Raw genomic sequence first — 15354 nt, 5'->3', positions numbered from 1 at the left:
AGTATTAGTTTCCTGTTAGATGGTAGGTTTTTTTGATTTCAAGGTCAGCACGTTCAGCTTCTTCTCGGTCCAAAATCATAGGCAATTGGATTCCATAAAACTGGATTTGTATGGTCTTTTCTTTGGATGACTGTAAAATTTCTTTTAAGTGGCTTAAATTTTTTACCTTAGTTCCATTTAAAGATTCTACCACCATATTCAAATAAAAATCAGAATTGGAATTGATAGGGTGAGGTAACTTACGATACAAAACTACATCTTCCGAATTGGCATCGGAAAGAGTGGTGGCATCATAAAACCTGTAAACAAGTAGACTTCCACCTTGTGTCTGCCCATTTTTACTCCAGGCTTCCAGTAGGTCTCGATTCACGGTTTGAAATACCAGACCACCAAACACAGTATAGTCGTAATTGATTCCATATCTTGCTCTTTGGTTTTCCATTTGTGGCATTTTTTTTGCCGGAAATTTTACGTTTATTTTTTTCTTTTCACGAATGAGATCAAACCGGATCTCTTCGCCAGCAAATTTATTGTCCACAACTTCCAGAAAATCTATGGAATTGGATTCGAGTAGATTCCCATTCCTACCAATTTTACGTCCGTCAATTGCCGTTAAGTAATCCCCTGGTTTTAAATAACCATCAGCAGAACCTGCTTTTAGTACCTTTGTGACAAAGACACCTTCTTCTTGGTTGGGAACCCCATAAAACTGTCTGTGGGATTCAGAAAAAGAGGGTTGTGTTTGAATGCCTAATTCAACGTAACCTTGATAGATTCCATCTTCAATATCCTTTAGAAAATGTTGAATCACCGCTGTGGGAATGATATAACCAATATTTTCTCCTTTTGTGGATGCTTGGAAAGCAACACCAACGACCTTCCCATTTTGAAGGGCAGGTCCGCCGGAGTTCCCTGGATTGATCGCGGCATCGACTTGAACTACTAAATGGCTATCAATTTGTGAATGCGCATAAGTCGATTGCTCGATTCGGGAGACAATCCCTCGGCTAACAGAGATTTTACTACCTCCAATGGGATATCCAACAATATCGACTGGGCTTGCAAGTTCTGGTAAACTTCCTAGTTCTAAATAATTACTGTCTGTATAAAACTCTGGATCTGAAACTTCTAAAAGCGCCAAATCACAATCATGTGCAATAAACAAAACTTTCAATTCATACCATTCAGTTTGGTTGTTCCTTTGGGCTTCCATAAACTTGGCGTTGGACACAACATGGGCATTGGTGAGGATACGGTTTTTTGAGATCAAAAATCCCGAACCAGTGGAGGCGGAAATTCCAGAAGAGATCCAGGGAGAGAAGGGGTCCTTGGCTTGCGAAAACACTCGGATTTGGACTACAGATTTCTTAATTTCGTCAATGGATTGTCTGTATTCTTGGGGGTGAAGAGGACTTAGGAATAAACTAGTAAAAAATAAAATAGTACTCGCAATGAGAGATGGAGAGGAGAGAATTTTTTTTTGTTTTTGCATGAGTTTGTTTGAATCCATCATATTCGGAGTTACCGCCTTTTTTTCATTGATTGCCGGCATTGTTTCATTTAGAAAGAATCCGCGGACAAGAATGAAAACAAGTTTTTCTGTCCTTGCGGCTTTTTTCTGTATCGGAGATTTGACAATACTTTCCAACAGTTTGTTCTTAGAAAATAAAATCCTAAACCAACCCCATACCATAGCTACCTATTTAGTCTTTTTATCTTTTATTCTATTATACTTTGGGTTACAATTTCCAACCTTCTTTCGAAATTTCCCGAGGCTCGTTGTCATCTGTTCCTTTGTTTTGGGGATGGGGATTATGTTGTTATTTGTGGATTTGGGGTTACTGAACGAAATTTATCCAAATACGAGTTTAATCCTATTGAAATATTACTATAACACTTATTACGTGTTAGCATTCTTGGCTTTTGTATACCTCATCATAGCAAAACTTAGATATAACTTTCCTGCCATTCAAAAATTTATGGAATATATTTATTTTGCTACCTTTCTTACTTGTGTATTTTTTGGATCTCTTTGTTTTTTCCCTAATGTTATACCCTTAACAACCAAATATTTTCTACACTTTTTTCTCTTTGTGAATCTGTTGTTTCTCTCTTGTTTTATTGTTTTTTTATTTCATTATTCCTTCACGGAAAATTATTTAACTCATCCATTTTCATTTATCTTTGAAAGGTCTACAAAGATTTTTGAAGACCAAATCCTTGCTACAAGATCCCATTCGCGCCTCATCAAAGAAAAACTTTGGAGCCTATATGATTCAAGAAACTGGCGTAAAATTATGGATAGTTTTTGGTTTCAGATTTTAGTCGACGAAACCTTAGATAATGCCTTGGAACATGGTGGCAAACGAGAAGATGACATCATCACCGTACATGTGTTTGAATCACGTAAATACATAGATGTTTATGTGATTGATAGTGGAAAAGGTTTTAATCCGAGACTCGTTCCAAGCCCTATTGAATCGGATAGGAAATTAGTTACGGGGGGCCGTGGGATCCATATTTTGAAAAAACTATTTGTGGTTCGGTGGAATTTTCTCGGTAACGAGGTGAGTATCCGAGTGGATAAAACAAAGAGTAATGACTGGAAATCCGTAACCTAACCAAAACCCTTTGTTTTTAGTAAAAACTATACTTTTATTTCAGTGTCCTTCAAATTCGCAAATAGAGAATACATCGATTCCATAAGTATCTTTGATTCTTTTTGCTCCACCTAAATCTGGTAAGTTGATGATTGTGGAACATTCATGAACTACACCTTTTAGACTTTGTACCAGTTTGATTGATGCTTCGAGAGTTCCCCCTGTGGCAATCAAATCGTCCATAATCAAAACTCTTTCACCAGGACTGATAGCATCTGTATGGATTTCTACATGATCCACTCCGTATTCCAATGCATAGGATTCAGAAATAGTTTCCCCAGGTAGTTTCCCTTTTTTGCGGATGGGAACAAATCCTACACCCAACTGAAAAGCAAGAGCCGCACCGGGAATGAATCCTCTGGCATCAATGGCGGCAATTTTATTTAATTTAGCATTTTGGTATCGTTCTACAAACATTCCAATTGTCAGTTGGAAGCCTTCCGGATCGATGAGAAGGGAGGTAATATCGCGAAAGAGAATCCCTGGTTTCGGGTAATCGGGAATGGTACGAATCTTAGATTTAACAATGGACATATTAGGATGAAACCAAAGAAGACTAGGCCTTTGCAATAAAAAAAGGCCGGCAAAGTCGCCGACCTTTTCTTCACAAACCTATAGTGTAGGAAATTCTATCTCATTTGTTTGAGAGCGAGAATCCTTTCTTCTAAGGCAGGGTGAGTGGCAAATAGGGAAAGAAATCCCCCTTTGTTGGAAGATATCTTCAAGGAAGCTAAGGCCTCTCCTCTAGGATCTTCTGGCATCTCCACCATCTGGCGTAGTGATTCCAATGCAGAAATCATGGACTCTCTACCCGCAAGTTTGGCACCACCGGCATCTGCGCGGAACTCACGTTTGCGTGAGAAGTAAGCCACTGCCATAGAACCAAGAATTGAGAATGCAATGTCTAGAGCAATAGTGACAACAATTCTTACGATATGTGCCATTTCTTCTTTTACTGCATTCGAAGCGATGTAGGCAATGATACGAGAAAAGAACATGGCAAACGAGTTCACAACACCTTGGATGAGAGTGAGTGTAACCATATCTCCGTTGGCAACGTGTGACAATTCGTGAGCAAGTACGCCTTCCAACTCTTGTGCATTCATACGGTTGAGGAGTCCCGTAGATACAGCAACAAGTGCGCTGGATTTACTTGGTCCCGTTGCAAATGCATTCACTTCGGGAGATTCGTAAATCCCCACTTCTGGCATAGGAAGGTGGGCTCTTTGCGCTAGTGATTGCACACGGCGATAGACGTCCATCTCTGGAGCAGAAGCTTGTTTCGGATCGATGACTTTGACACCCATCGTCCACTTCGCCATCATCTTAGAAAGTAATAGGGAAATGAAAGACCCCGCCATACCCCACATTAAACAGAATACAATGAGTTGCGTTAAATCCAAACCATAGGCACGGATACTAAATCCCATCGAACCAAGCAATGTGGTCACAATAGAGATGGTAGTCATAATCAAAATATTGGTTAACAGGAAAAAACCGATTCGTTTGATCCAAGTCATAGGAAATTATTCTCCTTAAGGTTCTTAGTGGAACCTATTCATTAGACTAGAACTTTACTTGTTAGAGCGAAGATTACAAGCAAAATTAATGCCCCAATTTGTCGGGATTTTCTTTTGAACTATTGAGAAACTGTATCAATAGAAATAAGGCCGCAAGGGAAAAATAAGCAATGGGAAAGTCCAGGTTTGCAAGTTCTGTGAACCGATTGAGTATTGCATTTCCTTGCAATTCGTAAGCATGGATCCAACCAATCATAGAAAGTACCGCTGCAATGAATGCCCAAAGGGCAGCCTTATTCCATTCTCTTTCTAAAATAAAAACCACCATCGCCGACCAAACCATCGAGGTGATAAGAAATCCTTGGGACAAGGCAAGAACACCACTTAACGCATAAGGAAGAAAACTTAAATGAGGGGGAATGTCTGATAAGGAAAAGTGGACTATCTGTTTTACACCTAACTCTTGCAAAGTGGTTTGTAATTTTCCATCTAAGAAAATAAAAACATTTTGAATGATAAGGACTGCCCAACCAGCAAAGGCTGGCAAAAGGCCCACAACAACCGCAGGGGAATGGTGTTTTGGGATGGCTTGGAAAGCTTGGCTTGTGATTACAATCCCAATCCAAAGTACAATTGCCATTCCCGCTTCCACAGGAATCAATGCCTGGATCAGGCCCATGAGTCCAAATAAACTCACGAGAGTCATAAAAATCCCAGAAAGGACCGAATAACTATGTTTAGCTCCTAGTGCTTTCCATCCTGGATGTCCAATGTAGATAGTAGTCGGAAATGGAGAACCAAAAGCAGTACCTGCAAGAGTGCCAAGGCCATTGACAAGTAAGGAGGTCTTAGTATCAAAACTATCGCCCGATGCTTCTGCCGATTCAATGTTTTGGAGAGAACCAATCACATTAAAAATTCCCATCGGAAGGATTACAGAAAAGTAGGCTTTGATATTGGCGTAGGTTAAAGTATCAAGGAGGGGACTTATGGAAAGTTTCGGAAAATAAATCCCCAATGTTTGTAATCCACCTTCAATGGCTCCTGGTTTGTAAATGGGATCTCCCCAAAAGGACGATAAGTAGGATAATAATATCCCAAGGGTAACAGAAAGTAATCCACCAGGAATTCCGAAGGGGAAACGAACCTTTCCAAAGTATTGCAATAGAATGACACCTAGTGGAATAAAAGCGATGATTGGTCTTTCAAAGGTACGAAGTAAAAAATCCATAGAAATAAAGGTGATGGCAATTCCTGCTAAAGCAGAAAGTAAAGCGGCTCTAGGTGTGTATTTGCGGATTTTTGCGGCGACAAAAGAGCCGATCACTTCAATACATCCGGAAACAAAAGATACTAGGAGTCCCGCTTTCCATGCTGCTACATAGTCACCTGTGGCTTGGTAGGTGGGAAACATAACAAAAAATACAAAGGCAAAAAGAGAAACCGTATTGATCCCATAAGGAATGGCTGTAACATCTGTTCGATGAGTTTTTTGTCCTAGTTTCCAAGCCTGCCATGCATAAAATACATTTCCTACGAGTAAGGATACAGCTGCCCCTGGTAAAACAACGGAAGTAACGAAGATGAGGGGGAAACCGCAGACCCCTATACAAAGAGCAGAAAGAACTAAAAGTTGGATGAGGTTGTCTACCATGAGACCAAAAAAACCGTCGAGATCTCCTCGAGTGATGGTAAAAAAATTCATTCGTTTCGTTTCCCTCCAAAATCAACTCGAATCACGTTTCCATCTCCTGTTATTTCCGGTTTAGTCACCTTCGGTTTGGAACTCACTTCTTCTGCATTGGGAGCCACTTCTACTTGGAGAAATCGCAATTGAGTCGCCGAGTTTTGAAACTTATCGTAAATACGGAATACTGCATCCCAAGGAATCATAGTCGGTTCCCATGCGGAACCAAACTGAAGTTCAGCAAATAAATAATCAGGTTTACTATCCAATACTTTTACTGCTTTGTCACCAAACACAAGTACAATGCCAGATTCTTTTTCTGCATTGAGTAACCCTCGTTTTCCAATTTCTAGTTTTGGATGTGGCATAACATGGATATAGAATACACCAAATCGTTCCCAATAAAGATTGAATAAATCTCTTTTAAACTCACGTAATGTTGTGATTTCTTCCTGCGTGAGTTTTTCGCTCATAAATTCCTTTTACCATGTGATGTTTCCCACTCGATGTACTCGTCGTGTATTTTATACTCGGGGATAATGTCTTTAAAAGCCCCGAAGATTTCTCTATTTTTATTGGCCTTGGCAAGAGAGAACAATCTGTTTAGTTTGTTCTGGAAGAGAAGTAGGTTGTAGTTTTCTAACGGAGCAGCAATCCTAATTTTTGGATGGTGTGTTTTTTTAATCCCTTCCTGGTTTAAAAGAAGTTCTTCATATAGTTTTTCTCCCGGTCTGAGACCTGAAAACTCAATGGCTATGTCTTTGTGGGGAGTATAACCTGACAAACGAATCATCTCTTCTGCTAAAGATAAAATTTTTACTGGCTCACCCATATCCAAAAGGAAAATTTCTCCATGTTCACCCATGCTTCCAGCCTGTAACACTAGTTGTGTGGCCTCTGGGATGGTCATAAAATACCGAATGACATCTGGATGGGTCACAGTGACGGGTCCACCACGTTTAATTTGTTCTCTAAAACGAGGGATTACACTTCCATTAGAACCAAGTACGTTCCCAAACCGAACCGTAATGAATTTAGTTCTAGAATTTTGAGAAATATGTTGGAGATAAATTTCTGCTGCACGTTTTGAAGCCCCCATGACATTTACGGGATTCACAGCTTTGTCTGTAGAAATGAGAACAAATCGATCTACTCCGATGAGACGACAAACGTCTGCTACATTTTTTGTACCCATTACGTTATTTAAAACTGCTTCCGATGGGTTGATTTCCATCATTGGTACGTGTTTATATGCCGCGGAATGGAATACAACAGAAGGGCGATGTTCTTCAAAAACAGCAGAAATACGAGATAGGTTTTTTACATCTGCCACTACTGGCCGAACATCAATATTTAAATCGGCAAAACTTTTTCTAAGCTCATAATCGATTTCGTATAACGGAGTTTCGGCGGCATCTAAGATAACCAGTACACTTGGTTTGAAAAGTGCCACTTGCCTGCAAATTTCCGATCCAATAGAACCACCAGCTCCAGTAACGAGAATCACTCGTTTCTCTAAGTAAGACCGAATGGATTCAATTTCTAGGTCAACCGTTGGTCTACCTAAAAGGTCTTCTACTTGTACTTCGCGAAGTTGTGTGATATTTGGTTTTGCTGATAAATATTCACCAAACGTCGGTAAAATTTTAAAATCAACGCCGGCACCTTCACATTCTTTTTTAAGTTTACTCACCACACGTCCGTCAGGTTGGGGAACGGTCATAATGACCTTTTTGACACCATACTGCACTAAAATTTTTCCGATTTCATCTGTGGATCCGAGAATGGGAACCCCTTGGATGTATCCTCCTTTTTTAGAAAGGTTGTCATCCAAAAATCCAATGGGTTGGTAGTCTAAGTCAACATTTCGCCTGATCTCTGTTAAGAAGGAACTTCCGAGTTTACCCGCACCCACAAGAATGATAGGAGTTCCTCTTTTGGATTTTTCAGAACTAAAAATTTGTTCTCTTAGCATTCTCCAACTCAAACTTCGTAAACATAAGAATCCGAGTAAGATGAGTGTATCGAGGATGGGTACCATCCGAGAGAGTTGGTAGAAGCGGTTATAAAAAAGAAGTGCAAGAGTGGAAACTAGAGAGGAGAGAACTGTCGCTTTGATGATAGCTAATAGATCATGTAAAGAAGCATAAGACCAAAGAGATCTGTAAATCCCAGAAAATAAAAAAACTAAACTCCGAGAAACCACAACGATCGTGGCGCAAACCCAAAAGTCTGGATAACTTTCTAAAAATCGTATATTTTCAAAACGCACAAGGTGTGCGAGAAAATACGACAAGAACATAAAGAGTATGTCTACAGGAAAAACCCAGTATCGTCTCGGAATCGATTTCATATCTGATAAATAAAGGTATTTGGAACAAAATTCCTTGTAAATACAGAATCTCTTCCGAAGAATAGAAAAGAGGAAAAACCTGTTTGAAATCACTTCTTTTCCGCTTAGCGGGAACATTTTCTGCGGAAATTGGCTCCGAACTCTATCTAAAACTGAAGGAGGAAACTCGTTCTCCCTCTCTTTTTTGCCTTGATTTTTCGGAAGTCGAAGAAGTCACCGAAGTCGGCTGGGAGTTTATCAGAAAGATTTCTGAACGTTGTCAAGAAACAGGCTCAAAAGTGGCTGGATTTGGACTAAAAAATTCCGTAGCCGAGGAAAATTCCCAACTTCTCTCTTTGTATCCGGCGGAATCGGATTGTATTCATTTTTTAGAATCGCAAATCGTAAGCGAAACTCCTGCAAACGAACTCACTCCTAAATCAGAAGAAAAAACTGTCCACTGCCCCGAATGCCAAACCCTCCTTCGCTGGAAACTTGCGGGGGATTACCTTTGTCCTAATTGTAAAATCAAATTTTTTGTGAATAAAAAGGGATGGGTCTCCACTTACGAACGTTTGGTGTGACTTAGATGTTTGGTAGGAATGGCTTCCCATGGTTTGTCTGGCCAGAGGTGCCTTGGATACCTACCTTTTAATTCTTTTTTTACCTCATGGTATCCATGGTTCCAAAAACTTTCTAAATCTTTTGTAATTTGTACGGGCCTTCGCGCAGGAGAAAGTAGGTGGATGAGAATGCTCACCTTCCCATTGGCCAATTTTGGCAAAGATTTTAGACCAAATAACTCCTGTAATTTGACATGTAACTCTGGTTCTATGTTATCATAATTTAAATGAATCCGAGAACCGGAAGGAACTTGGAGAGATACGGGAGCCCAGGAATCAATTAGATTCATTTTCTCATATCCTACATAAGCTTTGAATGCCTCGAAAAAGGGGAGTTTGTCTAAGGATAGTTTTCCAGAATCCAGATTGATAAAAGGAAATAACCATTCTTTGGAAATTTGTTTTAAATGATTCAGATCTGTATTTGTATCTAATACTCCATGACGTTCTAAAAACCTCACTCGGTTATAAAAACTCTTTAGATCTGAATCCTTTTTCCATTCTTCTTCCCAAAGAGATTTGGCTAAGTATTCTTCGAGCGCCAAACTGAGTATAGTCGGGTTGGGTGATTTTGTTTCTTTGGAATCTAAAACCAAATCTCCTAAACTCATTTCTTCTTTGACAGCAAGAAAGGATTCCCCGCGTTGGTTGGTTCTTTTTTCGGAAACAACTTTTTTCATAATAATCTGGGGAAAGGATTTCTTGATTTGATTTTCATCTATAGGAAGATAATGGGTGATATAAAGATCTTGGCCAAAGGAAAAGGTATCGAGAACTAAGATAAATTCTGGAATTTGAATAGAGGTTGTATTTAGAATTCCTAATTTCCCATTCGAAAGTTTGAAATTTTTTTCATTTAGAACTTTTGCTTTTGCAATCCGATCGGGAAATCCAGAGGCAAGATAAAAGAGTCGGTCTTTTTCTGGTTGTACAATCGAAAAATCCGTTTTTTCCCTGTAAATACGTAAAATTTGATCATATACAGCACGTAACTCATAAGAAAATTGAGAGGAAAAAATTTCTTCAGGAAAGGTTTTTGCCTCGGTTCCAGTGTTTTCTTTCCCCACTAACGAAATAATGTCGGCGATAAGATTTTCTTTATCTTTCGGAAGGATAGCCAAGATTTTTCCCAATCGGATGGGGAGGGGATACCTTAGAGATTCTTTCCCGAGATTGGTAAGATTGGTTTTGTCATCCAAACATCCGAGTAGTTGTAAACGTTGGATACTTTTAATCACCGATCCTTTGTTTGGTGGGTCTAAAAATGGTAACTGATAAATTTCTTCTCCCCAAGACTTAACTTCCAAAACCAATCGATCAATGTCCCCTTCGAGAATTTCAGGTTTTGTTCGGTCTAAAAATGTTTTTTCTTCCTCCTTGGACCAAAGTCGGTACACCAAACCTTTTCCTTCCCTTGCTGCACGCCCGGCACGTTGTTTGGCACTACTCAAACTGATTCGTGTTTTTATTAAATGAGAAACTCCGGAATCAGCATCGAAGAGAGCTTGTTTTTGATAACCTGAATCAAAAACAACGCGGACTCCAGGGATGGTGACAGAAGATTCTGCAATGTTAGTCGAAAGAATGATCTTTTTTTTACCTTGTGCAGAAGGTAAAAAAATTCGTTCTTGGTCTGCCAAATCCATATCCCCAAATAAACCCATAACCACTGCGTTCGATTTGATTTGCGGAATGGATTCCAATCCATTTTGTAAATCGCGGATTTCTTTTTTCCCAGATAAAAAAACAAGAATATCACCTTCTGTCTGTTCTACGGCTTTTGGGACAAGGTCGAATAATCTTTGGTTTAATTTTTTATTGGAATCTCCCATGTGGAAAATTTCCAAGGGATGTGTTTCTGCACTGACTCGGATCGGTTTCGAATGAATTCCTATGGATTCAAAATTTTGTCCATCTAAGGTTGCGGACATAATGAGTAACTTCAAATCACTGCGAAAAACTTCTTGGGTTCTGCGTGCTAAAGCAAAACATAAATCAGAATCCATTCGTCTTTCGTGAAATTCATCAAAGACAATGAGGCCATACTCTTTTAGCTCAGGATCTGCGAGCAAAATTTTTGTTAAAATTCCATCGGTGACAAATTCAATTTGAGTTTCTCTGCCTACTTTCGTGTCGAACCGGACTCGGTATCCTACGGTTTCTCCGACCTCTTCTTTTAGAGTTTGGCTGATTCGTTTGGCAGCGTTTTTAGCCGCAATTCGTCTGGGTTCTAAAATACAGATTTTTTTACCGAAAGAAAGGCCTTGTTTTAAGAGTTCTGTCGGGAGAGCCGTAGTTTTTCCAGTTCCAGGGGGTGCATCCAAAATAGTAACTGGATTGGTCTTGATAGAATCAACTATGGATTGTAAGGCGGTGAGTACGGGGAATGGATCCAAAGGAGGTGACACTTTTATTCTAATGAAGAGGATAGGAGTTTTATGTAAAAAATCAAACAATTTGTATTTTATTTTTTAGAAATCGCAAGAATCGGGTTTTCAGTATCCAGAGAATCCTGTAGGATTCCTTTGTGGATGCAAATCACAAACACTACGAAATCATAAAAGACTCGATCGAATATGTATTGGAACACTTTGAAGACCAACCCAATTTGGATCAGTTGGCCGAACGGGTTTCTCTCAGTCCTTTCCATTTCCAAAAAGTTTTTCGAACTTGGGCAGGTGTTTCCCCCAAGGAGTTTTTACAGTTTGTCACCGTCACTCACGCCAAACGATTGTTAAAAGAATCCACTCTTTTGGATACAACTTACACTTTAGGGTTATCCGGGACAGGACGATTGCATGACCTCTTTGTTAAATTAGAAGCGATGACGCCGGGAGAATACAAACGGGGAGGAGAAGGGCTAGTCCTACAATACGAAGTATTTCCCTCTCCTTTCGGAAACATCTTACTTGTATCTTCAGAACGTGGAATCCAATCCTTACAGTTTGTAGATTCTTTGGAGAAGGGAATCCGAGAAATCAAAAATGAATTTCCTAATGCATTGTGGAAGGAAGGAGATTCGTTAGAACATAAGAAGTTAAGAGATTACTTTCAAAAATTTGTGATTCCCGAAACACCAATTCCCTTGTATGTTTATGGATCGGAATTCCAAATGAAAGTATGGAAATCTTTATTAAAAATCCCACTGGGGAAACTTTGCACTTATGGGGACATTGCTAATTCCATTGGGCAAACATCAGCACAAAGAGCTGTGGGAACTGCCATAGGAAAAAATCCAATTGCTTATCTCATTCCTTGCCATCGTGTGATCCAAACCTCAGGTTTGTTTGGTGGGTATCGGTGGGATCCAGATCGGAAACGAATGATCATTGCTTGGGAACAGTCTAAACTTGTCTCACCAAACAATGATTCATCGATGTTAGTCGATTAGGATTTTCTGGTTTAAGTTAAACCAAATGCCTTGTATGAGACACTAAAAAGAAACCTACGAGTAAAAAACTTTGTGCGATTAGGTAAGTGACCCAAGGAACTTGGAATTCCCATTTGGGGTGTCTTGTTCCATTGATCGTAGTTTCTCCCATCACCGCATCAGAAAGCAGAAAAAAACCGGCTCCGATGGCTAAATAGAGCCAAACTCCACCAAATGTGAGATAGGCGTTAAAACATAAAGAAACGAAAAAACAGAGAATGAGCCCATAAACAAAGGCCGAGGCCATTACCCATTTGGACCTTTCTGGATTATACACCCGGAAAAAAAAGATTAGGGCAGGGAGAATTAACAAAGCCCCAGTGATTGCATAAGGTAAAACGCCTGTATACAACTCGTTCCAACTAGTTAATTTCCAAAATGATAACAAAAAGAAAACTTGTGCGATGGCAAAACTAAAAATTCCGCCAAGGACAGGGTCTTTCATTTGTTTTTTGGCAATAGGGAATTGCAAATTAAACCAATCTCCCAAAAAGGAAAATCCAATGGCATACAAAGGATAAGAGAATCTTGCATGACCCAATTGGAATAATAACCAAGCAAAAAGCAGAATTTGAAAGGAAAATCCGAGATAAATCCCACGCGAATGTTCGAGTCGCTTCAGGGGACTTGGTTCTTCTTGGAGTGTAAACCAATGGATAAAAAAAGCCGAAACAATGGCCACAGGAATGGTTGTGAGAATTAAGTAGTACACCATAACTGATCTTAACATGGTTCAAAAGTAAATGCAATCAGGAAGTTTCACAAAAGGAATCCTTGGCGTTTTACTTCTATTTTTTCTTTTTTTCCCACACTGTATGATTTTTCGGACTGACGAAAGGAAAGAACCCAGTACATCTCCTACTTCTTTCACTGATAAAGAGAGTTATTTAGTTTTACGATTGGTTAGAGGGAAAGACAAAACGATAGGAGTCATCGAGGAAGTTCCAGTGGCTCTTATTTTTGAAGTCCAGTCAGATGGCACAAAACAATCGTTACGTATTTATCCTCTTCCTCTCGCTCAGTCGGCAGAACCTTTCTTTTTGCCTCTAAAATCTAAGACTAAATTCCAAGACGAATTGCTATTAGTGGGATGTTTGTATTTTTTCCCCATTCCCAATTTTTTTAGAGGGAATCTAAAATTAGAGATCCAACATACAAAACTGATATCAAACCGTGAGTTTGTTTTTCAAAAAATAGTTCCTTATGATTGGCAAGGAAACCTCACCAAATACTGGGAATACGACCTTGATCATAGCGAGATTCTGGACAAAACCATTCCCTCGCTCTCGTCTTACAGGCATTTGGAGTGCGAAGATGACATTCGTCATCGTAAGGAAATCCCTAAAAATGGTATAGTCTATCCTAACGTAGAAGATTAGGTATAGAATTTTAATTTGAAGAGAGGTATGTTTCTTACCTATTTGGTTCTAAGAAACATAAAAAAATTCGAACAAACCAGAACCAGCGTTCTAAAAAACCCAATAAAACATTTTTAGCGGTTTTAACCAAGTAATACAAAGAAGGTACGATTGAAAGAAATTCATCTTCGAAAATTATAGGTAAAAAAATATGCGTTGTTTATCCATGAATCAAAAACTGAATTTTCTAATATTCTTAGCTTTCCTCTCTTTATTTACAATTGGTTGTCCAGGCGGTGGTGGCGGAGGCGGGGGTGCGGCATTTGCATTATTCGGCCTTGGTGGTGGAGGTGGCGATGTTCCTGCCCCTAAGTTAGAAATTCAATACAATGGTGTTAGTCGAGAAAGTGGATCTACTCTTGATATAGGTTCTGAGCCGATTGGCACTGCCGATGGAAAAACAGGAACCGTTACCATCAAAAATTCAGGGAATGCTGCGATCACACTTCCTGGATCACCAAACATTGTGGCTCTATCTGGAACGGATGCATCCCAATTTTCCGTGACTCAGCCGGCTACTTCCAGTTTGGCAGCAGGTGCATCGGTTACCTTTACATTAAATTTTAAACCCACCTTAGAAGGTGCAAAAACAGCCACTATCAAAATCCAATCGAGTGATCCTGCTGTCGGTTCGTTTCAGTTGAACCTAACAGGAACGGGCGGAGCAGCAGCTCCTCGTTTGGCGGTTTCTGTGGGCGCTACGCAAATTGCTGCAAATGGTAGTTACGGACTGGGTTCGGTAGAAATCGACTCTTCTGGGACCGCTGTGACATTTACAGTGCGAAACACAGGGAGTGCCACTGCCAACTTAGATGGTCCGCCTGCAGTAACAGCAACCGGTACTCAATTTGTCTTAAACTTGGCTGGATTTCCAACTAGCATTGCTGCCAATGCGACAGCTACTTTCGCGATACAGTTTTCACCCACAGGACTCGCAGAAGTCAAATCATCGAATATTGCCGTTGCTTATGATGGTGGTCTAAGTTTTTTATTCACTGTTACTGGCACCGGTACACCAAAACCTGTACCAACGATTGCGATTTCACATAACTCAAGTAGTTTTACCTCGGGAGGATCGATTCCCACCTTTGGTGTGGTTTGGCCGACTTTAACTTCTAGTACAAAAACGGTAACTATCAGCAATACTGGAACAGCAACTATGACTGGAATTACCCTTTCGAAACCAAGTGGTCACTCTGGTGATTTTACAATCAGCGCTTTTAGTGCCGGTGCAACTCTTGCTGCCGGTGCTTCCGGAACATTTACTATTCAGTTTTCACCTACTGCAACCGGTTCCAGAGCTGCCGTGGTCCGGGTTGCCACAACGAACGGAACCAATGGGGCTGCTTCTAGTGCTGACTTAAACGTATCTGGTACCGGAAAAACGGGTGCAGATGTTTTGGTAAGTTGGACAGGTACCAACGAGAAGGCTCCAAACGATACTGATGGGGGTTATAAGGTTTGTTATAGTAAGAATACAGGATTTAACCCAGCCGATGTCAATGGAACTACTATATTCTGTACCGATGTGCCCAATACAGGTGGTACAACTCCTGTTTCAAAAGTAATTTCTGTTCCAACATTTGGAGATTGGTACTTTAAAGTATATTCCTACGGGAAGCACAATACAGTCGGAGGATCTCCTTCCGGACAATCTTCAGTAAATGTTCCGAACACATAGGAT

General features: G+C 40.0%; 13 protein-coding genes. 5 read left to right on the top strand and 8 right to left on the bottom strand.

Annotation, left to right across the window (positions count from 1 at the left end; translation table 11 throughout):
• Positions 1-4: 4 nt before the first annotated feature.
• The gene (locus tag LEP1GSC195_RS18355) at positions 5-1552 is read right to left on the bottom strand and encodes a S1C family serine protease (protein WP_015682936.1); all 1548 of its coding nucleotides are present in this window, start codon (positions 1550-1552) and stop codon (positions 5-7) included.
• A gap of 31 nt (positions 1553-1583) precedes the next feature.
• Between LEP1GSC195_RS18355 and LEP1GSC195_RS18350 the strand changes: the two genes are divergently transcribed.
• Entirely contained in the window at positions 1584-2621 is a 1038-nt protein-coding gene (locus LEP1GSC195_RS18350) for an ATP-binding protein (protein ID WP_015682884.1), read from the top strand.
• 39 nt (positions 2622-2660) lie between these two features.
• Here LEP1GSC195_RS18350 and LEP1GSC195_RS18345 read toward each other — a convergent pair whose 3' ends face one another.
• The 5 genes from LEP1GSC195_RS18345 to LEP1GSC195_RS18325 all read right to left on the bottom strand — a co-directional run bounded on the left by LEP1GSC195_RS18345 (position 2661) and on the right by LEP1GSC195_RS18325 (position 8220).
• Positions 2661-3194: an adenine phosphoribosyltransferase gene (locus LEP1GSC195_RS18345; protein ID WP_002980766.1), complete on the bottom strand. Its 534-nt coding sequence runs from the start codon at positions 3192-3194 to the stop codon at positions 2661-2663.
• A gap of 95 nt (positions 3195-3289) precedes the next feature.
• Positions 3290-4180 (bottom strand): protease HtpX, encoded by an 891-nt coding sequence (gene htpX / locus LEP1GSC195_RS18340; protein ID WP_015682963.1) that lies wholly within the window; start codon positions 4178-4180, stop codon positions 3290-3292.
• 85 nt (positions 4181-4265) lie between these two features.
• Positions 4266-5885, bottom strand: coding sequence for a membrane protein (locus LEP1GSC195_RS18335; RefSeq protein ID WP_015682833.1), 1620 nt, complete (start codon positions 5883-5885; stop codon positions 4266-4268).
• Positions 5882-6340: a ClpXP protease specificity-enhancing factor SspB gene (locus LEP1GSC195_RS18330; protein WP_002980620.1), complete on the bottom strand. Its 459-nt coding sequence runs from the start codon at positions 6338-6340 to the stop codon at positions 5882-5884. Before LEP1GSC195_RS18330 ends, LEP1GSC195_RS18335 begins: the two co-directional genes overlap by 4 nt.
• On the bottom strand, positions 6337-8220 hold the full coding sequence (locus tag LEP1GSC195_RS18325; protein WP_198012817.1) for a polysaccharide biosynthesis protein: 1884 nt from the start codon (positions 8218-8220) through the stop codon (positions 6337-6339). The genes LEP1GSC195_RS18330 and LEP1GSC195_RS18325 overlap by 4 nt, the downstream gene beginning before the upstream one ends.
• 83 nt (positions 8221-8303) lie before the next feature.
• Between LEP1GSC195_RS18325 and LEP1GSC195_RS18320 the strand changes: the two genes are divergently transcribed.
• Positions 8304-8783: a hypothetical protein gene (locus LEP1GSC195_RS18320; RefSeq protein ID WP_015682900.1), complete on the top strand. Its 480-nt coding sequence runs from the start codon at positions 8304-8306 to the stop codon at positions 8781-8783.
• On the opposite strand, the gene hrpB is transcribed toward LEP1GSC195_RS18320, so the two are convergent.
• Positions 8765-11230: an ATP-dependent helicase HrpB gene (hrpB, locus tag LEP1GSC195_RS18315; protein WP_015682972.1), complete on the bottom strand. Its 2466-nt coding sequence runs from the start codon at positions 11228-11230 to the stop codon at positions 8765-8767. The genes LEP1GSC195_RS18320 and hrpB overlap by 19 nt on opposite strands.
• Positions 11231-11349: 119 nt before the next feature.
• Here hrpB and LEP1GSC195_RS18310 point away from each other — a divergent pair, with 119 nt between their 5' ends.
• Positions 11350-12213 carry a methylated-DNA--[protein]-cysteine S-methyltransferase gene (locus LEP1GSC195_RS18310; protein ID WP_015683014.1) on the top strand — a complete coding sequence of 288 codons (864 nt, stop codon included), beginning with the start codon at positions 11350-11352 and terminating at the stop codon, positions 12211-12213.
• Positions 12214-12229: 16 nt separating this feature from the next.
• On the opposite strand, the gene LEP1GSC195_RS18305 is transcribed toward LEP1GSC195_RS18310, so the two are convergent.
• The gene (locus tag LEP1GSC195_RS18305) at positions 12230-12967 is read right to left on the bottom strand and encodes a lysoplasmalogenase family protein (protein WP_015682949.1); all 738 of its coding nucleotides are present in this window, start codon (positions 12965-12967) and stop codon (positions 12230-12232) included.
• A gap of 28 nt (positions 12968-12995) precedes the next feature.
• On the opposite strand from LEP1GSC195_RS18305, the gene LEP1GSC195_RS18300 reads away from it, so the two are divergent.
• Both LEP1GSC195_RS18300 and LEP1GSC195_RS18295 read left to right on the top strand, forming a co-directional pair.
• A complete protein-coding gene (locus LEP1GSC195_RS18300; protein WP_015682902.1) occupies positions 12996-13631 on the top strand; it encodes a hypothetical protein in 636 nt (211 codons plus the stop codon).
• A gap of 205 nt (positions 13632-13836) precedes the next feature.
• Positions 13837-15351, top strand: coding sequence for a choice-of-anchor D domain-containing protein (locus tag LEP1GSC195_RS18295; RefSeq protein WP_040507255.1), 1515 nt, complete (start codon positions 13837-13839; stop codon positions 15349-15351).
• Positions 15352-15354: the final 3 nt, after the last annotated feature.

The sequence above is a fragment of the Leptospira wolbachii serovar Codice str. CDC genome, from assembly GCF_000332515.2.
In the GTDB taxonomy this organism is placed as follows: Bacteria; Spirochaetota; Leptospiria; order Leptospirales; family Leptospiraceae; genus Leptospira_A; species Leptospira_A wolbachii.
Note: the sequence above shows the minus strand (reverse complement) of the source record. Positions and strands in the feature narration are given on the sequence as shown.